This window comes from Paenibacillus sp. FSL W8-0426 (assembly GCF_037969725.1).
Taxonomy (GTDB): domain Bacteria; phylum Bacillota; class Bacilli; order Paenibacillales; family Paenibacillaceae; genus Paenibacillus; species Paenibacillus hubeiensis.
In genome coordinates this window covers 2795832-2819942 of the sequence record NZ_CP150203.1, presented here as the reverse complement: position 1 = coordinate 2819942, position 24111 = coordinate 2795832, and the positions used below count along the sequence as shown (strand labels likewise).

General features: G+C 51.1%; 19 protein-coding genes. 7 read left to right on the top strand and 12 right to left on the bottom strand.

Annotation, left to right across the window (positions count from 1 at the left end; translation table 11 throughout):
• Window positions 1-65 precede the first annotated feature (65 nt).
• Both MKY59_RS12905 and MKY59_RS12900 read right to left on the bottom strand, forming a co-directional pair.
• Window positions 66-5549 (bottom strand): S8 family serine peptidase, encoded by a 5484-nt coding sequence (locus MKY59_RS12905; protein ID WP_339277917.1) that lies wholly within the window; start codon window positions 5547-5549, stop codon window positions 66-68.
• 633 nt (window positions 5550-6182) lie between these two features.
• Window positions 6183-7127 carry a copper amine oxidase N-terminal domain-containing protein gene (locus MKY59_RS12900; protein WP_339277916.1) on the bottom strand — a complete coding sequence of 315 codons (945 nt, stop codon included), beginning with the start codon at window positions 7125-7127 and terminating at the stop codon, window positions 6183-6185.
• 259 nt (window positions 7128-7386) lie between these two features.
• Here MKY59_RS12900 and MKY59_RS12895 point away from each other — a divergent pair, with 259 nt between their 5' ends.
• The 3 genes from MKY59_RS12895 to MKY59_RS12885 are packed head-to-tail and all read left to right on the top strand — an operon-like array spanning window position 7387 to window position 8997.
• The gene (locus MKY59_RS12895) at window positions 7387-7701 is read left to right on the top strand and encodes a helix-turn-helix transcriptional regulator (RefSeq protein WP_236416816.1); all 315 of its coding nucleotides are present in this window, start codon (window positions 7387-7389) and stop codon (window positions 7699-7701) included.
• 17 nt (window positions 7702-7718) lie between these two features.
• Complete coding sequence (locus tag MKY59_RS12890; RefSeq protein WP_339277915.1) at window positions 7719-8363, top strand: hypothetical protein; 645 nt, start codon at window positions 7719-7721, stop codon at window positions 8361-8363.
• A 22-nt stretch (window positions 8364-8385) separates the two neighbouring features.
• Entirely contained in the window at window positions 8386-8997 is a 612-nt protein-coding gene (locus MKY59_RS12885; protein ID WP_339277914.1) for a DedA family protein, read from the top strand.
• A gap of 265 nt (window positions 8998-9262) precedes the next feature.
• Here MKY59_RS12885 and MKY59_RS12880 read toward each other — a convergent pair whose 3' ends face one another.
• Complete coding sequence (locus tag MKY59_RS12880) at window positions 9263-10723, bottom strand: alpha-L-fucosidase (protein WP_339277913.1); 1461 nt, start codon at window positions 10721-10723, stop codon at window positions 9263-9265.
• 124 nt (window positions 10724-10847) lie between these two features.
• On the opposite strand from MKY59_RS12880, the gene MKY59_RS12875 reads away from it, so the two are divergent.
• Both MKY59_RS12875 and MKY59_RS12870 read left to right on the top strand, forming a co-directional pair.
• On the top strand, window positions 10848-11684 hold the full coding sequence (locus MKY59_RS12875; protein ID WP_339277912.1) for an AraC family transcriptional regulator: 837 nt from the start codon (window positions 10848-10850) through the stop codon (window positions 11682-11684).
• A gap of 110 nt (window positions 11685-11794) precedes the next feature.
• Window positions 11795-11929, top strand: coding sequence for a hypothetical protein (locus MKY59_RS12870; protein WP_290371458.1), 135 nt, complete (start codon window positions 11795-11797; stop codon window positions 11927-11929).
• Between the two features lie 177 nt (window positions 11930-12106).
• Here MKY59_RS12870 and MKY59_RS12865 read toward each other — a convergent pair whose 3' ends face one another.
• The 6 genes from MKY59_RS12865 to MKY59_RS12840 form a co-directional block, all read right to left on the bottom strand.
• Entirely contained in the window at window positions 12107-13375 is a 1269-nt protein-coding gene (locus MKY59_RS12865; RefSeq protein ID WP_236416807.1) for a cytosine deaminase, read from the bottom strand.
• Window positions 13344-14621, bottom strand: a complete 1278-nt coding sequence (gene codB, locus MKY59_RS12860; RefSeq protein ID WP_236416806.1) for a cytosine permease — start codon at window positions 14619-14621, stop codon at window positions 13344-13346. Before codB ends, MKY59_RS12865 begins: the two co-directional genes overlap by 32 nt.
• 449 nt (window positions 14622-15070) lie before the next feature.
• The gene (locus MKY59_RS12855) at window positions 15071-15601 is read right to left on the bottom strand and encodes a hypothetical protein (RefSeq protein ID WP_236416805.1); all 531 of its coding nucleotides are present in this window, start codon (window positions 15599-15601) and stop codon (window positions 15071-15073) included.
• Window positions 15602-15660: 59 nt separating this feature from the next.
• Window positions 15661-16266, bottom strand: coding sequence for a pentapeptide repeat-containing protein (locus MKY59_RS12850; RefSeq protein WP_339277911.1), 606 nt, complete (start codon window positions 16264-16266; stop codon window positions 15661-15663).
• Between the two features lie 467 nt (window positions 16267-16733).
• On the bottom strand, window positions 16734-17030 hold the full coding sequence (locus MKY59_RS12845) for a DUF3817 domain-containing protein (RefSeq protein WP_236416803.1): 297 nt from the start codon (window positions 17028-17030) through the stop codon (window positions 16734-16736).
• Between the two features lie 168 nt (window positions 17031-17198).
• Window positions 17199-18167: a LacI family DNA-binding transcriptional regulator gene (locus MKY59_RS12840; RefSeq protein ID WP_339277910.1), complete on the bottom strand. Its 969-nt coding sequence runs from the start codon at window positions 18165-18167 to the stop codon at window positions 17199-17201.
• 168 nt (window positions 18168-18335) lie between these two features.
• Here MKY59_RS12840 and MKY59_RS12835 point away from each other — a divergent pair, with 168 nt between their 5' ends.
• On the top strand, window positions 18336-19787 hold the full coding sequence (locus tag MKY59_RS12835; protein ID WP_236416801.1) for a glycoside hydrolase family 1 protein: 1452 nt from the start codon (window positions 18336-18338) through the stop codon (window positions 19785-19787).
• A gap of 216 nt (window positions 19788-20003) precedes the next feature.
• Here the strand turns inward: MKY59_RS12835 and MKY59_RS12830 are convergent, their stop codons facing one another.
• Window positions 20004-21167, bottom strand: coding sequence for an MFS transporter (locus MKY59_RS12830; RefSeq protein ID WP_339277909.1), 1164 nt, complete (start codon window positions 21165-21167; stop codon window positions 20004-20006).
• Between the two features lie 95 nt (window positions 21168-21262).
• Window positions 21263-22021: a helix-turn-helix domain-containing protein gene (locus MKY59_RS12825; RefSeq protein ID WP_339277908.1), complete on the bottom strand. Its 759-nt coding sequence runs from the start codon at window positions 22019-22021 to the stop codon at window positions 21263-21265.
• 215 nt (window positions 22022-22236) lie between these two features.
• On the opposite strand from MKY59_RS12825, the gene MKY59_RS12820 reads away from it, so the two are divergent.
• A complete protein-coding gene (locus MKY59_RS12820; RefSeq protein ID WP_236416793.1) occupies window positions 22237-22365 on the top strand; it encodes a DUF4023 family protein in 129 nt (42 codons plus the stop codon).
• Window positions 22366-22436: 71 nt separating this feature from the next.
• Here the strand turns inward: MKY59_RS12820 and MKY59_RS12815 are convergent, their stop codons facing one another.
• Complete coding sequence (locus MKY59_RS12815; RefSeq protein WP_339277907.1) at window positions 22437-24080, bottom strand: extracellular solute-binding protein; 1644 nt, start codon at window positions 24078-24080, stop codon at window positions 22437-22439.
• Between the last annotated feature and the right edge of the window lie 31 nt (window positions 24081-24111).

Genomic DNA, 24111 nt, shown 5'->3' with positions numbered 1-24111 from the left:
CCTTTTCCTTCATTGATTGTGGTCAGTTTTCAAACTCATGGGCGACAATACGAGCCAACTGCAGGTTATTCAATGGTGATCGTGTGGCTTGCGCTGCTCTGTACCCCATTGTTATCGGTCACGGTCAACTGGACCGTATAGACGCCCGGGGCGGTAAATTTATGCTTCGCTTTGGCCTTTGAAGCCGTTTCCCCGTCGCCAAAGTCCCAAGCATAACTGGCGATTTTGCCACCTTCCACATAAGAAGAACCTCCGTTGAACTCAACGTTTTTCTTCTTTTTGGCTGTGGATGGCGCTTCAATGATCGCGACAGGCTCTGCGCCAGCAGGCGGTTCCGGCTCTTCTCCGCCCGCAGAGACAAATAGTCTGCCCGGAGCGTCCGTCTCCAGTTCATTGCCTGCGGCATCCCACGCCCGGATCACGATGACCCCGCCTTCAAGCACCAGCGAGGACGGAGTGGTATACGTCCCTTCATAATGACCCGGTTCAGTTTCGATCAGCGGAATTTCGGCACGAGCTGAACCGTTCAGGCCAAGCGGCAGCTCGATCCGGAAGGAAGCCTGCAGAGACGGTGCGCTGTCAAACGAGACATTCACCACTTCGCCTGCCCGGATTCGAACGTCTTCAGCAGGTGCAATGTTGCTGAGTACAGGCAAGGCTGTTTCTACGTATACGGTACGTGTGATCGTCGTTTCGTTACCAGCAAGATCAGCAGCCGTAATCGTGATAAGGTTTTCCCCTTCATCGACGAGCACCCGATGGCTAATGCCACCCTCGCCGTCCAATTGTACCGTTTGTCCGTTGACGGTAACCTTGTCCAGATAAGCATCCAGCGCATTGCCGACAATATGCACGACTTCTGTATTGATGCGAGCTCCGTCCTCCGGCGAAGTTATCGTTAATTCCGGTGCGGTCTGATCCAGCGTAATCGTGACTGGCAAGGAACGCTCCGTCGTTTTGCCATTGACGACCACTTCCGCGCTAAGTGTATTTTCTCCAGGCTGGACTTCCACTTCCAGCTCGAATTGGCCGTTCTCAATGGCTGCCGTTCCAATGCTTTCATCTCCATTATAGATGCGGATTTCCGCTCCGGATGCGGGTGAAGTTCCACTCACGAGAACCGTGGAATCCTTCGTATACGACCCGTTGGCCGGCGAAGTGATTACCGGCGCGTTCACCGGATACCGCACTACGGCACGAATCATGTAATTGCCCTCTTCTGCCGGGGATGTGCTCCATGCTCCGTTCACGCGCTGCCAGCTTCGGCCGGCATTAGTACCGTTTTCGTCCGTCGCCAGACCCGGTGCGTTCGTTCCGGCAGCGGTCTGTTCATATACAACGTAGAAATCTCCTTCCACCACGACCGGTTCGGGGAGACTCAGCGTGGTCCACTGGTCGTTGCGCAGCGCTTCGGCATCGAATGGCCCGGCCAGCAAACGGCCCGGCGCGCCATCTGCTCCGGTCGCATCGTATACGGCATATTGGAACGCTGTTCCTCCCGGCTGCGGCCACGCCGTGTTCCAGAAGCGCAGGGACACTCCTGTCAGCTGGGATGAATCCTGCTCCGGCGTCATACGCACGGCCCACGCATTTCCGGCCGACACGAACGCTCTGGCGTTCTCGGCGGTTCCGTCGTCATAGGCGATCTCTCCCGGGAATCCAACGAATGGCTTCAAAGCAAAATTTGCCTGGGCCGTCCCGTTGCCGGGAACTTTGATACTGATCGTATCACCGTAATAATCCGCGGCCCGAACGGAAAGTGTATAGTCCCCTTCAAGTACTTCGAGGGCGAATCGGCCATCTTCCCCGGTCTGAACGGCTGGCACCCGCGCATCTTCCTGCACCAGCACGGTGGCCCCGGACACGGGTTCCCCTGTCCGTTCATCGGTCACGATTCCTTCAATCTGCCCAACCGGAATGGCCTCCAGATTGAAATTCGCCTTGGCTCCGCTGCCATCGGTGATGGTCACAGCCTGGGTCCGCGGATAGAAACCGTATGCTTCCGCTTTCAGCGTGTATTCACCGGCAACATGCGTGAAACTATACTTTCCGGTTGCCGGATCGGTTTTGACCGAGCGCCCCGTTTCCAGCACCGTGACTGTCGCGCTGGCCGGAAGGCTTTGCGGAGTTACCGGAGCTGCGGCGTCTGCGTCCGCTTCTGGACGCTCACCCGTTTGGCCGTTCCTGTTAAATTCGAATTTGTCCGTGCTCGTCACTTTGAACCAAGGATTATCGTACACCGGCTTCGGCTTGTCGCTGCTGGGCACGACATCGTCTGCCGTCACGTTCTGCGCACCCAGGGCGAGAATGCGGAAATCGTCGATGTACCATCCGGTTTTCACAACGCTATTGTCCGAGGTTAGACGGAAACGGAACTGGACTTCGTGGCCCGCGAACGCTCCCAGATTATAGAACACGGGTGTCCACTGTTTGCCATTGGTGCTGTGCGAGAACTTGCCCAGTTCGGTCCACGTCGCGCCGCCATCCGCGGTTGCCTCCACGTAACCATAGTCGTATCCTCCCTCAATCTCGTACCAATGGTTGAAGGTCAGCGTTGCTTCGGATACATCACTCAAATCAATGACAGGTGATACCAGCGAGGAATTCGATCCGTTCTCATAGGTGTTGTCCAGGTCGGTGGCCCATACGTTCGGCAGCGACACGGCGCTGGCAGGACCACTTGCCGGTATACCTCGTTCCCACTCGTCCTTCGTTCCCGAATGCGTCCAGCCACCATCTGTATCTCCGTCGAAATGGTCGACATAGATCTCTTCCGGCACGGTTACGGCGACGGAAACCTCGTTGGATTTCTCTCCCTCATTGCCGCTGTAATCCACGGCGGACACCGCATAGAAATAAGTGGCATCTGTAACCGTTGCCGTATCCGTAAAAGCGGTCGCCGTTGTGCTGCCTATCGCTTCATATCCGGTACCGGATGCCTCGGACCGGTAAACAACATAGGATTCCAGGTCTTCGTCAGCCGGTGCACGCCATGACAGAGATACATTCCCCAGGATATCTGCATCCGCCGTCAGCGAATTCGGTGCACCCGGAGCCGTGTCGTCCAGTTCCTGCACGGCAAAATCGTCAATATACCAGCCTGCTTTCTGCACGGAATTGTCACTGGTTACGTTGAACTGTACGAATACACGCTGGCCTCCATACTCGCGCAAATCAACGTACTGCGTTTTCCAATCGCCGCCTGTGCCCGTGAAGCTCAGTGCCTCCTCAAACACAAAATCATTATCCTCGGCAGCGATGTACACCTTGCCGAAATCGATATTGTTCTCGAAATCGTACCAATGCTTGAAGGTGAGCAGCGCTCCATCCGGCGCATCCGTCAGGTCGATCGGTGGGGCTACCAAGTAAGCATTGCTGTTGGCTGCGTAGTTGCCTTCCAGATTGGTCGCGATCACCTTTTCGCCTGAAAAAGCGCTTCCCGGCCCGCTTGTCGGCACTCCCCAAGCCCACGTATTGCCTTCTCCGCCAGAGGTGAACCCGAGCTGATCCTGCTCGAAATTTTGGAAATAGCCCGGCTGTACGCCGTTCGAGACAGAGACTTGGTATACGTCGCTTTCGAAGCCGTTATTGCCGTAATCGCTGACGCGAATGTAGTATTCCAGCCCCTGCTCGTCGATCAGGAATGCCGGAACGGTCGCCGTATATGTACCGTCTTTGGCATCGCCGGATACACGCGTCATGGGAAGATACACGTATGAAGCCGTGCCTTTCGTTCTCGCAAAAGCCTCGACGGATACAACGCCGACATCATCGGTTACGCGAGCCGAAAGCGGCACGTCAAATCCCGCGAACGCCGCATTCACCGGCGTATGCTCCAGTACGGGTTCTTCCAGGTCGTCGCCTGCGGTGACCACCCTTCCGGATACCGTACCGATCCCTTCAAGCACGGAGCCTACCGCATCCAAAACATTGATGATGCCGTGACCGTATCCATTGTTGGGAGAAGTGGGATACTGGCTGTCCGTGCGGGGCGTCGCCGTATCGGTGATGATCTCTTCAAGCTGGTCCACCGTCAGGGAATGGTTGGCTTGAAGGAGCAAAGCGGCAAGAGCGGTTGTATGCGGCCCAGCCATCGATGTGCCGTTCCATCCTCCTTCATACGCTCCGCCCGGAACGGAGGAGCGGATGTTTACGCCCGGTGCGGACACTTCGGGTTTGATCTCTCCATACGGGGAGGGTCCGAGAAGGGAGAAGGAGGCAAGATTGCCGTTAATGTCCGTTGCGCCTGTCGCAAAGCTCTCGGGATAGTTTGCCGGATTTGCGACGGAGCCCGGTCCGCCCGGATTCGTCAATCTGACGTTCCCTGCCGAAAACTCAGGAAAAATCTGCGCATCCCGCCAAGCTTGCACCATCGGACGGAACCACTCGTCCAGGCCGGCACCGCCGCCCCATGAGTTGTTAACCACGTCGGGCGCAAGCTCTGGATGCAAATTGCCTTGGGCATCCACAGGAGCTAACAGCCACTGCCCGCCATCCAGGATGATGGCATCGGTGGTTTCGGGATTGAAAATGCGTACGGCGATCCATTTCGCGCCAGGAGCAACACCGATCTGATTGGTGCCGTCCGGCTCGGATCCCACCATTGTGCCCATCGTATGCGTCCCGTGTCCGTCACCGTCTGCCGGAAGCGTTGAACCGCTGTGCGGATCATACCAGCTCAGCTCGGGGCTGACGATATTGCCGGAAGCGTCGCGCGCTCTCCACTTTTGGGAAAGGGCCGGATGCGTGTAATCGACTCCGCTGTCAAGATTGGCCACAACGATGCCGGTGCCGTCAATGCCTTTATCCCAGACGGCCGGAGCGCCAACGTAGTCGATGTTCCATTCCACGTTCTCCGTCTGTGTCTTCGGCTTGGAAGCGTCACTGACAGCCGTGGAGGATCCGCCCTTTTCAACGCTCGGCGATGCCGCCTGCTCCTTGGAATCCTTGGCAGGCACGGCTGCCGGTGCGAGAGCTTTGTCCGGAGCGGCCGCTTCGGTTTTGCCGCTGACCTCGGCCCGGTCCAGATAACGCGTCTCATTCGGCAAAATTTTACCGACTTCCGGCAGCAGGGCAATCTGCTCCATCACGTCCTTCGTGCTCGTTACCATCAGCGCGTTCACGACGAAATAGCTTTTATATTCCTTGACTTTGCCTTGGTCAACCTGCTGATCCAGGTATTGTTCCAGCGAATACTGGGTGCGTGAGGCCGTCTCCCGCAATGAGCTGACGACAGAGCTTCGCACGGACAATTTGGCGGAAGAAGCCGTCATTTTATCGGTGGTTGCCTTTTCCATGGCCTGCTTCGAAACGCGTGCCGTATCCGTCTGTTCTTTCATTTTAACCAGGTAAGTCACGTATTCGTTGCCATCAAATTGTTTGCTGAGTTTGGAACTGACCTTGTCGGTCGCCAGCTGGTTCAGACTCGATTTCATATCCAGCTTCTGCGAGGGGGTGTTCTGTGCGGAGACCGGTTGAATGATAGATAACGCAAGGAGAACCGATAGACCCATAGATAGAGGCTTGCGCAGCCGATTCATCTTTATCAAACTTTTCCACTCCCTTTACCCGGTTTTTTAATTTGGCGAATAGCACGTGCTTTTCAGCATGGTTACAACATTGAAGCCCTTACGATTGTCGATTACATCTGGCACCACCCCCTTTGCGATAGAAGTGTCGATCCATGTACCGCTGTGAAAACAGGATTCGGTTCAGCAGTGTAAGTCGTTCAAAATCACGATGGCGAAAGGTCTGAGGTTTTTCGTTAGAATTTAATAGGCAAACGGAAATCCGCGAAATCCATGCAGCTTGTCTAACAGGGAGGTTTTCTTGGTGTTGGCGTGTCGGGAGAGTTGCAAATCAAGGGTGTATTAGGGGTATTGCAACAATTTTACACAGAGAGGATGCTTGTCCGGTTGACGGTAAGGAAGGACCTGAGGTAAATGGAAGCATACGTTTTCGGTTTGAAGATACTTGGGATTTTATGGTTATTATAGATTCAACATCGGAGTTGCACAAGTCCTTTTTTTGAAAAAAATAGAAAATAAACCTTTTTGATGATTTTTCATGTCACTCCTTTATCGAACTTCCGGCGCATCTTGCGTCATTGTGCAAAATAATAAAAAAGAGGGTGTCTCCAAAGTAAACTTTGGAACATCCTCTTCCTAAGCGATTGTTCTTGGCTATTTTACCTCTTCATAGACAACAACGGTTTTGCTTTCCTCTTCCCATTTGACGGTCGCGTCCAATGCCTCGCTTATAAAACGTACCGGTACATAAGTGCTGCCTTGGGTAACGGTGGCTGGAGCATCCAAAGAGACCTGCTTGCCATTGACGGTTGCCGTTTTGCTGTCAACCACAAGTTTAATGCTCACGCCATCCTTCGTAACGATGATGGAGCGTTGTTCAGGGTTCCATGCCACTTCGGCATCTAAGGCCTCGGCTATAGCGCGAAATGGAACATACGTATTGCCTTTTTTGACAAAAGGTTCCGAGTTGGAAGCTTCCCCGTTCACATACAGCTTCACCCCGCTGGCTTTACCCGCCTTTTTGGTGAGCTTGTCCATGGTTTTGTACAGATCCAGGTTTTTGAAATCGGCTTTAATGGCTTCCTCCTGCAGATACACGGCGTCAGTTACACTGCCGTTTTCTTCAAGCATTTTCGCTGCCGTTTCGAGCGCCTTGCCCTCTTCAAGGATGGCTTCCAATTGCTTTTTTTGTTCGTCCGTCAGCTCAGTTTCATATTTGGTAAGCAAAAGATTGGCCAGAACTGCGCCAGCCGGTTTGTCTTCAGTATGCTGAATGGCATTAAGCAAACCTTTGTATCCTTTGTGACCTTTGTTCTTGGACTCGGTTTGATCGGTTGTGTCGTGATCCGTGCTCTCCGTCTCCGCGGATGAAGAATCCTCGACTTTCTCTTCTTCCTTGTCGGCCGTTACAGCAGACTCGACTTCCCCGCCCTGAGTTTCTTTCGCTTGCGTTTCATTGTCTTTGATTGGTTTTGACGATGCTGCGTTATTCGATTTTCCGTTTCCAGCAGAAGCGTTTCCCGGTTTGGCTGAGGCTGTGCCCGCGGCGGTTGCAAGCAGCAGTGCCACAGCGGTTAACATGATGACTGTTTTTTTCATTGACGACTCCTCCTGATGTGAAAAAAATATGTGCTCTTTCATTATCGGTCAAACCAATGCCGTCCAATAGGTATCCGAAAAATAAAATTGCCCTTGTATAGAACCTGTCAAGTTAGCAGAAGAATCACATCGGCCCATGGATTGTTTTTTTGGAAAATCATAAAGAAAAGTGTCTTTAAGTACCTTGCATTATTAAGTAATATATCTTAAGATCATTATGTACTCAATAATATTGAGTAATTAATCTGGAGGGAATGCCATGAATGCGGAAATGCTCAAAGGAACGATCGATCTCCTCATTTTGTCTGTCTTGGTCAGGCAGGACAATTACGGTTACGAAATCTCAAAGGCCATCAAAGAACAAACGGAGGGAGCATTCGAAATCCAGGAAGCCACGCTGTATCTTTCTTTGAAGCGTCTGGAAAAGCAGGGGGCGATTTCAGCATATTGGGGGGATCAAAGCCATGGAGGCCGACGCAAATATTATTCGGTCACCGAAGATGGCAAGCAATTGCTTGCCAAGTTCATTGCGGACTGGAAAACTACGACCGAGATCGTGAATCGGTTCATTTAAACCGGGAGGTGAATATAATGGCGAATTTTTTACGGAAAGCATTCAGTTTGGGAGAAATAAGGTTCGGGTGGATATTGCTGCTCTCGATCGCGATCTGCAGCATTACGTTCTTTTACGACGAGCATTTTAATCCTGAGGACCAAATTTGGCTGGCGTTATCCTATTATGTCTCTTTCACGTTGGCATTGGTGTGGAGTTTGGCGAACTATGTGAGACATATTCGGATGAATAGTCTATACCGCAGGCAAAATGATATTCATACTTACGTTGCCCAGCTTGCTTTAAATAAAGAGGATAAACTGGAGCTCCAGAATTATCTGGAGGATTTCGCAGCGGATCTGGAGCGTCAAGGAAGGTCGAAAGAGGAGGCCGCCAAGGAGGCCATTAACCAGTTTAAAGTCAAAGAATTTCTGTCGATGTCCAAACATACGCGGCCTTTCGAAACCCACGGGCATCATTATTTGATGGGTTACGCTTTGCTTGCGTTCGCCGCGGCATTCTTGTTATCCATCATTGATCAGACGACTACCCAACATATTTTGTTCCTGTATATTATGCAGGTTGTGTTGGCCGTTTACGGCGTATGCTTCATCGCGCTGTTTGTTCTATATAAAACGTTCGATAAATTCCTTTATCAGAAAGTGAAGCAGTATTTTTCTTAAAAAAGCTAAGGGGCGTGCCGATATGGAACAGTGGATAACCGAAATCATGGAAGCGTATGGTTACCTGGGCGTTTTTCTGCTCATCGCATTGGAAAATCTGTTTCCCCCCATTCCTTCGGAAGTCATTCTTGCCTTGGGCGGGTTCATGACTACCAAATCGGGTCTGAGCGTGTTCGGAGTCATCGCTGCCGCAACCGCCGGGTCGGTCGCAGGAGCAATCTGCCTCTATGGGGTCGGGAAAATGTTATCTGTAAACAGGCTGGAAATACTCATTTTGAAATATGGAAAATTTTTACGTCTGAAATCCGAAGATATCCGGAAATCATATGACTGGTTCGATCGGCATGGATCATGGGCCGTTTTTCTGGGTCGTCTCGTACCGTTGATTCGCAGCCTTATTTCCGTTCCTGCCGGAAGCACCGGGATGAGTTTTCTGCCTTTCCTTGTCCTGACAACGATCGGTTCACTGATCTGGAATACGGCTCTCGTATATTTGGGTTCGGCAGTCGGAGCTTCCTGGGAGAAGATCGTGGGTTACATGGACCTGTATTCCAATGCCGTATATGCCCTTCTGGCACTGGGAGCAGTCGTAATTGGTGTATTATTTCTGCGCAAGCGGGTGCTCAAAAGCTAGGACCTGATATACAATCGGGGATTCAGACGTTTTTTCTGCCTCGAGACCTCCAAAAAGTGAGCCTTGAGATCGGGTGGCTATCGCTCGCCCACAATCTGCTCAAGAAGGCGTAATAGACCAGCGATAATAAACCACAAGCGCGAAGAGGCGGTGCAGGGATGACCTCCCTAACAACGCCCTTTCTTTCATTTTGCTCATTTTTTCATGAAGTGAACGGTCTTATGAAGCGCCATAGAAGTACTTATGGGACAACCTCTTCGGACTCCTAATCCAGCGTGATTTTAATGACGACAGGCAAATCGCTCTTGACGTTTTTGGCAACGACGCGAAGCCCCTCCTCTGCCCGCTCCCACACCGGCTGCTCGTCATGGCCAAGCACGCGTACCGAGGTAATGATCCCCTGAAAATGTCGGCTCTTCTCCGCCAGCGATCTGATCGTGACGATGCCGTCTTCCGGATACGACAGCACCGTGGCATACAATGCGTTTTCTTTGACCGTAAACCGGATATCTTCGCTTGTAAAAGACTTTGTTACCCCGTCGGTGAATTGTCCCTCCTTGACCTCGGTCGGTCCTTCGCCGTACGTCCGCCAATACGTCGTATCGTAGATGGCCTCGCCGTTCACCCGCAGCCATTCGCCAATGGCAAGCAGGATTTCCCGGTCCTCGTCAGGGATGCTTCCATCAGCCTTTGGCCCGATATTGAGAAGCAAGCTGCCGTTTTTGCTGACGATATCCACCAGGTCGCGAATCAACTCACCCGCCGTTTTGTAGTCATTGTTCTCGGTATGACACCAGGAATTTTTGGCTACCGCTGTGTCCGTCTGCCAGAAATACGGTTTCAGATTGGCAAACTGCCCCCGCTCCACATCCGGTACCGCGCAGCCGAACATGAAGGCATCATGCTTGTAGTTCACAGCTACCGGGATGCCCCATTCTTCCCCGCGATTATAGTAATACGCCGCGAATTTTTTCAGATACGGCTTGAAAGCGGAATGCTGGATCCACCAATCAAAATAAAACACGCTCGGCCGATACTCGTCGACCAACTCGCAGCAGCGGATCAGCCAATCCTCAAGAAATTCCTGATCTGGAGGCGAAGCATACAGGTCATGGTGATCCGGCTCAGGCATGGCCGGCCAGTAGAAGTCCCCCCGCGCAAGCGGTTCTTTGATGTCCGAATCGAATGCTTTGCCATGGGACATGAAAAACCAATGTTCGGCGCGATGCGAAGAAACAGTGAGAGTTAGCCCCTGTTCTTCAAACGCGGTCTTCATTTCGCCCAAAAGATCCCGTTCGGGCCCCATTTCAACTGTGTTATAGTGGGAGATGGAGCTGCGATACATCTGGAATCCGTCATGATGCTCGGCTACGGGCATGACATAACGCGCCCCTGCCTGCTTGAACAGGCTTGCCCACGCTTGGGCATCGAACTTTTCCGCTCGGAACATCGGAATGAAATCCTTGTACCCGAAATCCCGCGGATGACCATAGGTGGCCAAGTGGTGCTCATGCGCCTTCGAACCTTCGATATACATATTGCGTGAATACCATTCGCTGTCGTAAGCCGGCACGGAATACACGCCCCAGTGAATAAAAATGCCGAATTTGGCACGTCTGTACCATTCAGGCACCTCGAACTTGCTCAACGACGCCCAGTTGTCCTTGAATTTGCCTGCGGCAATCACGGAATCGATCTGCTGCAGATACTCACTTGGATTTACCATCTGCTGTATGCCTCCTGTTATGTTCTGATCCTCTTCATAACGTATTTTAGAGGCATGACCGAAAAATCAACATGCAGAAGATTAACTTTTGAATGCACAATAATAACCTGAAAGGAGCGGGACGATGAATCGTGAACCACTGCTCGCAAACATGTTGTCGAACCTGCAAACCGAGCTGATCGTGGCGGACTATAACTGCTGCGGTACCGAATGGCGGGATTTGGATTATACCCCGGATTACAGCAAGTTTTATTGGATACGTGAAGGCGAGGGTTGGCTCAAAATCGGCAATGATGAATACGCTCCCATTCCTGGTCAATTGGTTCTTATGCCTGAAGGCATCACCCAATCGTATTCTGCCATTAGCGACCGTCCTTATCTGAAATACTGGTGCCACTTCAGCCTGAAGGCGGGCGGGATCAACCTGTTCCAGCTGCTTCGCTTCCCGCATGTCGTTACCGTCCGGGATCCCGAACGATTAGACGCACTCTTTGGCGACCTGCTGCACCATTCACGGTCTGACAAGGTTTACGCCCACATGATGGCCAAAAGCAAATTGACCGAACTTATGGCGCATTTCATCGAGCACATTGACTTGAACGACGTTTCCGTTCTCAACATGCCTGCCATGGAAAAAATGACAGCCATTCTGGCTTATATCGATGCCCACATCGAAGAAAACATGACAATTCAGGATTTGGCCGGCATCGCCTGCATGCACCCCAACTATTTTATTCGCTTTTTCAAACAGCAGCTTGGCGTGCCTCCCATCCAGTACATCACGCGCAAAAAAATGGATAAAGCCAAAGAGCAGCTCATCGGCTCCTCCAGCACGATCACGATGATCGCCGATCAACTAGGCTTTGGGGATTTGTTTTATTTCTCCAGGCAATTCAAGAAACATACGGGGCTGACGCCGACCGAATACCGCAGGCAGCATGCCGTGCACGCTCCATTGTAATACGTTCTGACACGAAATCTGGATTGCGAATTTTAATTGTTTACCGAACTTATGGCTGTTTGTTACAATTATGGTGGTCATATCATTCCACAAGAAAAGAGGTTGTTTTTATGAAAAGAAAAACGCTGTTGCTGCTCACGGTACTGTTTGCACTAAGCTCCTTCTCGGCTCTTGCCTCTGCTTCTCCTGCCGAAGGCGAGTTCAGCGTGCTGTCCGACCGCCAAACGGGCACCGTCAAGTGGTAAGGTAATGCTTTCAGTCCTTCCTTTGCCTGCATCATGAAAAAAACATCCCCTCCGTTCCTCCGCAGCGATGATGTCATGACCTCCATGATCTCTCATACGCCGCTTTGGTGAGGGGATGTTATTGTTCACACACGTTTTGCTCGTCTTACCTCGTTCGCAATTTTAAAGGGAAACCCGTTATTTATTGAACGTAACCTTCTCGGAACCGCCTTCCAGGACGATCGACGTTTCGCGCGGTTTCGTTTCCGCGATTTTGCGGCCCTCTCTGAACGAGTAGAGCACGCCGGCTTGTTTGCGAATCGCCTCATATTCGTTCTCGGCTTCAAGGACGATAAAATTGGCAGGCTTGCCTTCTTCAATGCCGTATACATCCTCGATATGCAGCGTTCTTGCGCTGTTCTTCGTAATGAGGTCCATGGAATTCACGATCTGATCGTAACCGAGCAGCTGCGAAGCATGGATACCCATATGCAGCACTTGCAGCATGTTGCCCGTACCGAGCGGATACCATGGATCGAAGATGTCGTCATGCCCGAAGCACACGTTCAAACCGGCTTCCTGCAGTTCTTTGACGCGAGTCAAACCTCTTCTTTTCGGATACGTATCGAAACGTCCTTGCAAGTGAATGTTCACCAGCGGATTGGAAACGAAGTTGAGGTCCGCCATCTTCAGCAGTCTGAACAGCTTGTACGTATACGCGTCATTGTAAGATCCCATCGCCGTCGTATGGCTCGCCGTCGTGCGTGCGCCCAGCCCACGTTCATACGCTTCCTTAGCGACCACTTCCACGAAACGGGATTGCTCGTCATCGATTTCATCGCAGTGGATGTCGATGAGACGGTCGTATTTTTCGGCCAGGTCAAACGCAACCTTCATCGAATCGACGCCGTATTCTCGCGTAAATTCGAAGTGCGGAATGCCGCCGACCACGTCGACGCCCATTTTCAGGGATTCCTCCAGCAATTCCGCGCCGTTCGGATAGGAGTGAATGCCTTCCTGCGGAAAAGCGACCAGTTGAATGTCGATATATGGCGCCATTTCTTCTTTCACTTCAAGCATCGCTTTCACGGCGGTCAGACTTGGATCGGTCACGTCCACATGAGTGCGGACATGCTGGATGCCTTGTGCCATTTGCCATTTCAGCGCCGTTTTGGAGCGGGTTTTGACGTCTTCATGCGTCAGGAATGCCTTGCGTTCCGACCAGCGCTGGATGCCCTCGAACAGCGTTCCGCTAAGGTTCCATTCCGGCTCCCCTGCCGTCAGCGTCGTATCCAGGTGAATATGCGGTTCGATAAAAGGCGGCAGCACCAGCGCGCCATTTACGTCCATCACTTCGTCATTCGTTGTAGTTTCAAGCGTCTGCGTAATTTGTTCGAATTTTCCGTCTCTTACGACGATATGCCATAATCCTTCTTTACCCCGCAATTTTGCGTTCTGTATAATCATTTCGTTTCCCCTTTTCTGTGGATTCTTTCGCAGGAACAATCAGCATCAACACGATGTATGCAATCCCTGTGCCAAGCAAGGCGTTCAATGGCGTGATGCCCGGAGCGAGCTGGGCAAAAGCAACGCCGATGGCCCAAGCCAGCATCGCAATCCAGTTTACCTTTTTGAACGTCATGTCGGCAAACGGCTTGTAATTTCTGCGTTTCACGAAGAAGTAATCTGCAACGATGATCGCCCCGATGGACGGGATTGCGGCGCCGAGCACATTCAGGAATCCAACGAAATTGTTGTACATCCACATGGCAAGGACCGTTCCCACAATCCCGTTGACGATAACAAAGAACTTCTTCGAAATTTTGGTGATGTTGGCAAAGCCCAGCCCCGAAGCGTACAAGGCATTATCATTGGTCGTCCAGATATTCAGTCCCAGAACGATGATCGCCGGAACGAGCAATCCTTGCAGGAACATGACTTCCGAGATGTCGGCCAGATTGTACGCCATTGCGCCAACTGCTCCAAACAAGAACATGAGCGAGTTACCCAGGAAGAACGCGATGACCGTTGCCGTTACCGCTTGCCGGGACGTCCGGGAAAACCGGGCAAAGTCCGGCGTCAGCGTGCCGCCGCTGATGAACGATCCGATGCAAATCGTCAGTGCCGCCGCCGCGGTCAGCGTCTGTGAGGGCGAGTAATCAAGCAGTCCTTGCAGACCCCCGAGCGTGTCCACGCCTTTCAGCATGGAATATCCGCCAAGAATGGCGATGGCCGGCACTGCGATATAACCCAGAATGACGAGCGACTTCATGCCGAAGATGGCCGAGGCTGTCATGGCAAGACCAAAAATGAAAATAAGCAGGTAAACGTTCCAATCCATCGCTTTGGCGACCGGGACCGCAAACATGGCTACGCCGACGCCGAACCATCCGACCTGGGTAAAGCCGAGCAAGAACGATGGCAGGTACGATCCTTTTTCCCCAAACGCATATTTGGCCAGCAAATGTGTAGACAAGCCCGTTTTGGCGGCGATATGCGCCAGCGCTCCCGTATAGATGCCCAGCACCAGGTTGCCCGCAAGCACGATGCCGATAAATTCCATGAACGTCAAGCTTACGCCCAGCGTCCCTCCAGCCAGCATGCTCGCCGAGAAAAAGGTGAAGCCGAGCATGACGGATAACGTCTTCCAGAAATGGTTTCTCTGCGTTTTTGGCACCTCTTGCCATGAAAACTCTTGATCTTGTTTACTCATCAGAATACCTCCACTTAAAGTCTCCTGATACCAAAAAGCAGAAAAAAGAGGCTACTCATCAGAACGCGCACCTGACAAGTAGCCTCTTTTTTGCATCATAACCCGCGCGAAGACACAGAGCATCCCTGGTTGGAATCGCCCGCTTCACGCGTGATTATAAAAATCCGCTGCCCTTGCCAGCCTCTCTGGACTGAATTAAAGGTACCAGTATTCAATTACGTTTTATTATTTTGGAAAAGCATGCGAATGTCAATGTCATTATTATCCAACAAGATTGAATGAGATCGTAACCCGGGGGAGACTGATGCAGAAATCCGTAACGATCCATCTACGACTTTCCCGCTATGGCGGCTTGTCTCCCACTTTTCAAGCCCATCCCTTCCTTTCGGGTTGCACCGGGAAACTTTTTTTCTTTGGGCCGACCCGAAAACTTTAAATATACTGAACATTCAGCCTGTAAAATAATCGGAAGAGTCTGCTTCCTGCTGCCGCTTCTCGATATCCTGCTTCAGGTAAGCACTGGCATCCTCGGCGGAGAAATTCAATACCAAAGTCAGTTCGCTGATCAGCATATCGCGCGCCGTATTCATCGTTGATCGATCATGGGTGTTCAGTTTCAACGCGTAAACTTTGGCACATAACAGGTCGCGAATGACACCGAAATATTCTCGCAGGAGCCCTGTATCGATTCTCGCTTGCAAATGCTCTCGGCGTTTCGAAGCATCAAGAGGCAGCTCGACATGGTTTCCGAAAAATTCGGCTCTCGCCTGCAGCAAGGTGTCTACATCGGACAATGGACGAATCCCTCTTTCTTGTGCCCGCTGTTTCGGAATCATCATGCGCAGTTCCTGCTTGGGGAAATAGAGATGAAATACCTGATCTCCATTTCCTTCTCCCACCTTATCCGTTTGCTGTTCTACGCTCTCCAATATGCACGCTCCGTATAAGGGATAAAAAAGTAGCTGCCGTGCCTGTTCCATGATTTGCCGCCTCCCATCTTCTTCGTTGATGTCCATTCATCGGATTCGGATAAGTATCGTTAATCGACCTTCGCGCCAAAGGAACGCATGAACAGTACCGCCTGTTCCCGATCCATCCGCGTGCCTTTGATATCGAGCGATTTCAGGTCGATGCCCTCCAGATTCGCGCCGCGAAGGTCGGCACCTGTCAGTTTGGCCCTGCTTAGCGTAACGCGCGTCAAATCGCAATCCCGCAAATCCGCTTTGCCCAGGTCAACATCCGATAAATCGGCTTCATAGAAGCGGATGCCCCGCAAATCTTGTTTTCCCAGCCGGGCATGTCTGAAATTGGTATATGACCAGTCGCCTCCCGCCAACGTAATACCATCCAACTGAGCGCCCGAAAAGTCGGAGCCGGTCATTTTGCAGTCGGTAAACTTGGAAACAAACAGGTTCGCACCGCCAAACGAGCAGTTCTCAAAAGCAGTCTCCGTATGGAACGATCCATTCAGCGCGGCCCCTCTGAAATCGCACTCGATGAAACGACATCCGTTCGTCTCGATCTCTTCGAGCGAGGTATTCATGAAGGTGCATTTGATGAAAATACAGCCTGTCAATTCTCCATATCTCAAATCCTGCCCGTCAAAACGGACGTCTTCGTATTCCCGATCCTTGTACTGATACACGATATCCTCCCACAATACGATCTTGATTGATCTTAAAACGCACGCCAATCGACGTTTCCCTTAATATAACACACCCCTGTCAAGCACCTGCACAAACGTCCGGGAAAGTCAATTTCTTTATTTTCGACATAATAAATCGAACCCATCATTTTTACACGGAGCCACTACGTGGTCAGAACCATTTTCCGATCGCTGTTATCCCCGGATTTTTTGAATCCCTTTAGTTAAGGAGGAAATCTGGTGAACAGCCTATGCTTACGATGCAGCTTTCTTTCAGAAAGCTTTTAGAACGCTCCGCTTCTCCAGATTCTTTCTGCCCTCTCCGTTTTCGTGTATATTTCTAGTTCAACCTATATAGATGCCTTACACGCAAAAAAGGCGACTAACACCGTTCAAATCAGGGTATATAGTCACCTTTATTCCGTTTTTTTTTAGTTTCATATGAACAAGACTAATTCCGTCTGTCCTTATTTCCAGTCTCTTTTTTTGAGATAGGAATCGAACACAAACGTGCCAAACGGAAGCACGCCCGCAAGCAGCCCCATGATCCAATATGAAGCCTTCCAACGATGAACGACAGCCAAATGTGCAAGGGCAATCAAGTATAATGGGAACAAAATGCCGTGGATCGCGCCCACAATGGCGACCGGGGAAGATATGTCGGCCAGATACTTAAGCGGCATCGCCACAACGACTAAGAGTAAAAAAGAGATTCCTTCCAATAACGCTGCAATTCTGAAACGGCCTGTCACGGTCTTCAACACGTTCAATCTCACCTTTCCGGGTCGGGGTTTGTGAAATATGTAACTTGTAACATGATGCTTAAGTTTCACTTGCCAGCCTTCCATAAAAGTCAGCATCGTGAAACTCCAGTTCAGTATACCGCATCACAACCGCCCGGAAATGCTTCAAATTTGAATAATTGTTGAATGTCAGCTCGTTTCGCGTTCGATCAGTTCGTATTTCAGGCTTTCGTGTGTCAGCTTTTGCCCGCCAAGCACGGCCCACAAATGGTAGAAAGCGTTCGTTGCTTGAGCTGCGATCGGGTTGCGAATCGTCGTGATGCCAAGCACCCGGGACAGCTCGATGTCGTCGAATCCCACGATGGCCAGTTGTTCGGGCACCTTGATGTTCCTTCTGCGAGCCTCGCTCAAAATGCCGATCGCCGCATAATCATTGGAGCACAGAATCGCCTGGGGCATTTCCCGACTTTCGTGAAGCCGGCGCAGCGCTTGCTCGCCGTCCGATGCCGAATATACGGAATATTGGTACCAGTCCTTGCGCACGGGCAGACCCCGGCTTTCCATAAATGTTTCATACGCCCTGCGTCTGCTCTGAATGTTAAGACTCTCCACTCTGCCGAACATATTGGCAATCTGCGTGTACCCCCTGGATACGAGATGTTCCAGCGCCAACCGGTACCCTTCGGCTTGATCCATCGCAACGGAAGTGATCTCGTCATTGCCCATGCGCTGCCAGGATACGATGGGACCATATTGGCAATACTTTTTGAGCATTCTCGGATCATTGACGCAGGCGATGATGACGATACCGTCCACCCTTTTGCTGCGCAGATCTTCAAACGCCTGCAGCTCGATTTCTTTATCCCCGCGGGAAGTATAGATAATAGTTTGATAACCGTAATCCATAGCCGTATCCACAAATTGATTCATGAATGAAAGAATGACATCTCCCGTGGCGGAAGTCACAATCCCGATCTGTTTGGTACGTCCCGTGGATAACGAGACGGCATTTCGGTTAGGAATATAATTGAGTTGATTCATGATTTCCGTAATCTTCTGTCTGGCTTCATCGCTAACATGAGGCGAATGGTTGATGACTCTGGATACGGTCGCCTTGGAATATCCCGACCGCTTCATAATTTCGTTAAACTTCGACATCCCGGCTCCTTTCTTGCCACCTTACTTTGTCGTATCTTAGCATACCTTAAGTATGCCTCAAAAAAAAAGTAAAAGTAAAACTTGACGTGGAACCCGTTACAACGTTTAAGCTTTTTTTGTGCAGTGATTTGCACCAAGATGACTTCATGACGAAATGGAGAGATATTGATGAGCAACTCGCAAAACAAAACATACAACTTTCCCGAAAACTTTTTGTGGGGCGGCGCGGTAGCGGCGAACCAGCTCGAAGGCGCTTACGAACAAGACGGTAAAGGCTGGTCCATCCAGGACGTCACGCCAAAAGGCGGCATCGGGGCGCACGATGGCGACCCGGTGATCACGGAGACGCCGACAGAAGACAATATGAAGCTGATCGGCATCGATTTCTATAACCGATATAAAGAAGACGTGAAGCTGTTCGCCGAGATGGGCTTCAAAGTGTTCCGTACTTCCATCGCCTGGTCCCGCATTTTCCCTAAAGGCGACGAGACGGAGCCGAACGAAGCAGGCCTGAAATTCTACGACGACCTGTTCGACGAGTGCCATAAATACGGCATCGAGCCGCTGGTCACGATCTCCCACTACGAGACGCCGCTGCACCTGTCCCGCGAGTACGACGGCTGGGTCAACCGCAAAATGGTCGACTTCTACGTGAACTATGCAACGACGGTATTCAAGCGTTACAAGGACAAGGTCAAATACTGGCTGACGTTCAACGAGATCAACTCGATTCTCGAAGCGCCGTTCATGAGCGGAGGCATCTCTACGCCGAAGAAGCAGCTGAGCAAACAGGACCTTTACCAAGCAATCCACCACGAGCTGGTAGCCAGCGCGAAAACGGTCAAAATCGGTCATGAGATCAATCCTGAATTCAAGATCGGCTGCATGGTGCTCAGCATGCCGATCTACCCGCTGACTCCAAGCCCGGACGATGTCATTCAAGCGATGGAGTCTGACCACAAAAACATGGCTTTCGCCGACATCCACGTTCGCGGCCAATATCCGGGGTACATGAAGCGTTACCTGCGTGAAAACGGCATCCAGATCCATTTCGAGCCAGGGGACGAGGAAGCGCTGAAACATACGGTTGATTTCATTTCCTTCAGCTATTACATGAGCATCTGCGAGACGGCCGATCCTGCGAAAAAAATCAAAGGCGAAGGCAACCTGCTTGGCGGCGTGCCGAACCCTCACCTGCAGGCAAGCGAATGGGGCTGGCAAATTGATCCGCAAGGCCTGCGCTACGTGCTGAACTCGTTCTGGGACAGATACCAGAAACCGCTGTTCATCGTAGAAAACGGCCTTGGCGCGGTGGACGAGCTGATCGTGAACGACAAGGGCGAAAAAACCGTCGAAGACGACTACCGCATCAACTACCTGAACGATCACCTCGTGCAGGTCGGCGAAGCGATCGAAGACGGCGTCGAAGTCATGGGCTATACGACATGGGGCTGCATCGACCTCGTCAGCGCATCGACGGCGCAGCTGAAAAAACGCTACGGCTTCATCTACGTAGACCGTCATGACGATGGCTCCGGCACACTGGAACGTTACAAAAAGAAATCGTTCAACTGGTACAAAGAAGTCATTGCAACAAACGGCAAAAGCCTGAAAGCTTAATGATCCGTAGGGTTTCAGCATTGAACTACAAAAGCAAAGCGCAGTTCCGCCATATAGGTTGGAACTGCGCTTTATTATTTTTCGATTACGCCATTGATTCAACTTTTGGCTTCTAAACACAGCTAAAAACATTAATTACCATCAGGAGCCCGAAGCAGCCAGAGAAATATGGTTGAACCAACAATGGGATAAACTTGTGTACTAACCTTACTCAACTCAAGCCACCGTCTGGGCAGCATGCTCCTTCCAGCTAATGGCAAACAATGCAGCTCCCAGGCCAAGCAGTACAAGCACCGCTCCGACCCATCCTGTATAAACGACAGATGAACGCTCAATCACCTGGCCGCCGATAAAGGTTCCGAGCGCAATGCCTGCATGCGCAATGCCCGAGTTGGTGCTGATCAGCGTTTCGGCTTCTGCCGGTGCGGATTTGATGATCAAGCTGTTCTGCACAGGCGTAACCGTCCAGCTTAACGCCCCCCATACGCCGAGGAGCAGCATACAAAGAATCAGCGGCATCTCTCCGCTAAACGGCACAATCGCCATGCTTGCCATAAAAGGAATAAGCACGCCAACAATGGCTTTGGCAGGATGAATACGGTCGCTTAGCGCACCGCCCATGCCGCCGCCGGCAACGGCTGCAATGCCGAACATGACGTAAACCCACGTCACCATCGTTGAACTCGCACCGATCGTTTCCTGTAGAAACGGCGTAAAGTACGCATACATCGTCAAGTGCCCGGCCAGCACCAGCAAGGTGGTCAGATGGATCGCGGCCATTTTGGGATTCATCAGTGCAGTGAACTGTTTTCGAAGCGGCACGGCCGGAACCGGCTGCATCCTCCCCATCGTGAATCCCACCGCAACCATAACTATTCCTGTCAGCACCGCAATAAGCAGAAACACTTCGCGCCACCCCGCCGCATTGCCGATAAATATGCCCAAAGGCACGCCTACAATCAGAGAAGCACTTCCCCCCATCGTAATCGTCCCTACTGCACGCCCTTTGTATTCAGGTTTGACGATGCGTGCCGCCATTGTCAGCGACAATACAAAAATAAGCGATCCCGTAGCTGCGCCAAGCGCCCTGCCCAACATGAGCATCCCAAAGCTGTGGCTGAGCCCCGAGATCACATTGCTGATCATAAACATGAACAAACTCCACATGTAGACCTTTTTACGCTCGTATTTTGCTGTTACGTTAAGCAAGATCGGAGCCGAGATTGCATACACCAGCGAAAACATCGAGATGAAGTATCCTGCTTGCGTCAGCGTAATATGAAGATCCTCAGCGATCAAATCCAAAATTCCGCCCAAAATGAGTTCAACGGTTCCCACCACAAACGCCGCAATGGCCAGAACGTATACTTTTTTATTCAAAACGATTCCCCCTATAAAGTTACAACTACGATAGTAACCCAACATCCGGAGGATTTCAACAACTAAAAAAAGCTATTCCTGTGCGGAATAACTTTTCAATAAATGAGACGTGCAAGCAGCTTGGATATTTCTTCATCCTGAAGCAATTGTTCCCCGTATTTTTTGGTGATTTGCGCCAGCGCAACGTCATGATAGAAATAATCGGTCAGCGCTTTGACAATCGGCTTGGACATCGTTTTGATCGCTTTCCACGCATCATGCTCCATGCCCGCAAAGAGTAAATACGTTTCGTCCACGATCAGCAGCTGCAATGGCTCAAGCCTGTTCCCTTCCAAGGTATGAATCAGGGAATAGCGGTTCGCCAGCGTCGTTTGCAACCCGCCAACGGCCAGCACTTCAACATGAAGCCCCTGAGCTTCTTTCTGTTCCAACAGTGATTTATACTTTTCCATATGCTCGTTCCAAGCGAGAAAAATAATCGACGATTCCGCTTCGATCATGAGCTGTTCGATTTGGGAAGCAATGGCGCTTTCGTCTTTCAGCGTCCAGATGTGCTCGTCGTCAAAACTGCGTTTGACGTGATAGCTTTTCAGCTCCTCCAGGTCCTTTTCGAAGTCAGTCTTGAGTTTAAGGATGATGGATTGCAGATCAACGGCCATATACAATTTTTTCTTGCCATGCATCGTGGTCAGAACCGCGCCTTTGTCGATCAGCCGATTCAGCACTTCGTAAATTTTGGCCTTGGGCACGTTTGAATAGTTGACGATCGTTGTTGCATCGAGCGGTTCTTCGCGAGCCATGATCGCTTCATAGACCTGGCTTTCGTACTGGGTAAAACCGAATTTTTGCAGCATCGTATTTATGGGCACTCCCTTTTATATAACTCGGTACATCCAGTGTAGACGGCCTGTCCATGAAAGTCCAGTTTCCATCCATTTCCCAGGGTCTGTGTTTGCTCCTCATCCGCATGAAAACGTTCGATCTTCTCATAGAATGAACATGATCAGGTTATATTAAAATCCTGTTACACCTACGCCAATACAACATGCCAAAGGAGCTGAACCTGCACATGGAAAGCACCCGGGAATTCGTGCAAAAAGTAAATGAAAACCAGGAAAAAGCCCGCCGCAACAAAAATAACGGCAAAGGTACGCCAGGAGACAAGCTTCCCTCCAAGCAGCATGCCACGAACAAGTAGGCCTTTCTTTTCTTAGCCTCAAAAAAAGGAGGCTCCGCAAGTCGCGGCGCCCCTTTTTCCCGATCCATTTGTTATTTGCTCGCATTGATGACTTCGTTCACTTCCTGCGTGATTTGATCCCCGCCGAGCTTTTTCCAGTTCGCCACGAAATTGTCGAACTCATCGATGGACAAGTTGCCGTAAATGATTTTCAGGAACGTCTCGGCCCGCAGTTTATCCAGCGTCGCGGATTTGGTATTCATCGTTTTTGTTGGCGCGTAGATGAATTCGTTCATGACGATCAGGTCGTTATCCCGATAATATTTGATGACGCCCTGAGAGCTTTCCGGTCCAAAAATGCGTTCCATATGCCATTTATCGAGATTGCCGTTCCGGTAATCCATAATGTCGTCATAGAACAACTTCGCTTCCAGTCCAAGACCGGACGTGTCGCCCGTTTCAATCGCTTTTTCGACTTCATCCTGGGCTACGACGTTTTTGTTGGCAGGCAGATTGGATACGGTCGCATTGTGGAAGCCCAGACCCGTTAGCCCGTTCAAGTACGCTGCCCGTTCCTTCTCGGCCGACTCGCCGAACATTTTTTCAGCCTGGAAGTTGAGCAGCTTCACCAGTGCTTCAGGATGTTCGTACCCTTTACGCACGGCAAAGATGCCGCCCAAGCTTAGATGGTTTTGCGTTTTTGCCGGTTGGTCGTCGATCGATTGTACCGGATACGGCATCCAATCGACGTTTTGATCCTTTTTGATCATGCTGCTTACTTGGAATGGTGCCCACTGCGGCAGGAAAAACATGCCGGCTTTGCCCGCGTTGACGTCTTCCATCATTTTGGCGAAATCTTTAACCCCGAACTCCGGATCGATCACGCCTTTTTTGTACAGGTTTTGCAGCTCGGCCAGACCTGCCTTGACTTCCGGCTGAATCGTTCCGTTAACGACCTGTCCGGACGAATCCTTGATCCAGGTTTCCAGATAACCGTGGTAACCGAGCAGGAAACCGTTGATCGGCAAATCCTTGTTCAGCGCAATGCCGTAAGTGTCGTTTTTTCCATTTCCGTCCGGATCTTCAAAAGTGAAGGCTTCGGCGATTTTGATGACATCCTGCATCGATTTCGGTGCTTCAAGCCCGACCTTTTTGAGCCAATCCTGGCGAATCCAGATCATGTCCGACGAGTCCAGGGAACCCGGGAAGCTGACCATGGCGTAAATTTTGCCGTCTTTGGTTACAGGCTTGAGTCCAGCTCCATCTTCCGCAGACATAAACTCTTTCACCAAGTCGGATGCATACTTGTCGTACACTTCCGTCAAATCTTCCAGCATGCCCGCTTCGTACAGCTGCTCGAACTGAACCGCGCTGACTTTCAATACGTCAGGCAGATCGCCGCTGGCCAACGTCACGTTCATTTTGTCGTTATAGTTGGCATCCGGCACGATCCAGTCGTAGGACACCTCGATGCCGAGCTCATCCTTGTAGCCCCTGATCCAAATGTTGTCGGTATGCGTATCTCCTTCGGCCAGCGATTCTTTTCCCGTTTCGTTCATCGTTGAGGTTAGCTTGATGGGTGGATCGTATTTGGTCAGCGGTCCGCCGGCATCCTGCGGTGCGCTTTGTCCCGTTTCATTTTCCGCCGACCCCGCACCCGATGAACAGGCAGCAAGCGTAGTGGCCAGAAGCATGGATAACGTCAATAGCGATAGTTTCTTCAAAGACTTGTTCATGCATATCCCCCTTTGTGTGTCCTCTCCCGAG

Bases quoted from the DNA above. Each gene is read 5' to 3' on its own strand.
- MKY59_RS12895 (WP_236416816.1), top strand. From the start codon at position 7,387: ATGAATGCGGAAATGCTCAAAGGAACGATCGATCTCCTCATTTTGTCT.
- MKY59_RS12855 (WP_236416805.1), bottom strand. From the start codon at position 15,601: ATGGAACAGGCACGGCAGCTACTTTTTTATCCCTTATACGGAGCGTGC.
- MKY59_RS12890 (WP_339277915.1), top strand. From the start codon at position 7,719: ATGGCGAATTTTTTACGGAAAGCATTCAGTTTGGGAGAAATAAGGTTC.
- MKY59_RS12900 (WP_339277916.1), bottom strand. From the start codon at position 7,127: ATGAAAAAAACAGTCATCATGTTAACCGCTGTGGCACTGCTGCTTGCA.
- MKY59_RS12870 (WP_290371458.1), top strand. From the start codon at position 11,795: ATGAAAAGAAAAACGCTGTTGCTGCTCACGGTACTGTTTGCACTAAGC.
- MKY59_RS12825 (WP_339277908.1), bottom strand. From the start codon at position 22,021: ATGCTGCAAAAATTCGGTTTTACCCAGTACGAAAGCCAGGTCTATGAA.
- MKY59_RS12840 (WP_339277910.1), bottom strand. From the start codon at position 18,167: ATGTCGAAGTTTAACGAAATTATGAAGCGGTCGGGATATTCCAAGGCG.
- MKY59_RS12865 (WP_236416807.1), bottom strand. From the start codon at position 13,375: ATGATTATACAGAACGCAAAATTGCGGGGTAAAGAAGGATTATGGCAT.
- MKY59_RS12815 (WP_339277907.1), bottom strand. From the start codon at position 24,080: ATGAACAAGTCTTTGAAGAAACTATCGCTATTGACGTTATCCATGCTT.
- MKY59_RS12880 (WP_339277913.1), bottom strand. From the start codon at position 10,723: ATGGTAAATCCAAGTGAGTATCTGCAGCAGATCGATTCCGTGATTGCC.
- MKY59_RS12875 (WP_339277912.1), top strand. From the start codon at position 10,848: ATGAATCGTGAACCACTGCTCGCAAACATGTTGTCGAACCTGCAAACC.
- MKY59_RS12820 (WP_236416793.1), top strand. From the start codon at position 22,237: ATGGAAAGCACCCGGGAATTCGTGCAAAAAGTAAATGAAAACCAGGAA.
- MKY59_RS12835 (WP_236416801.1), top strand. From the start codon at position 18,336: ATGAGCAACTCGCAAAACAAAACATACAACTTTCCCGAAAACTTTTTG.
- codB (WP_236416806.1), bottom strand. From the start codon at position 14,621: ATGAGTAAACAAGATCAAGAGTTTTCATGGCAAGAGGTGCCAAAAACG.
- MKY59_RS12885 (WP_339277914.1), top strand. From the start codon at position 8,386: ATGGAACAGTGGATAACCGAAATCATGGAAGCGTATGGTTACCTGGGC.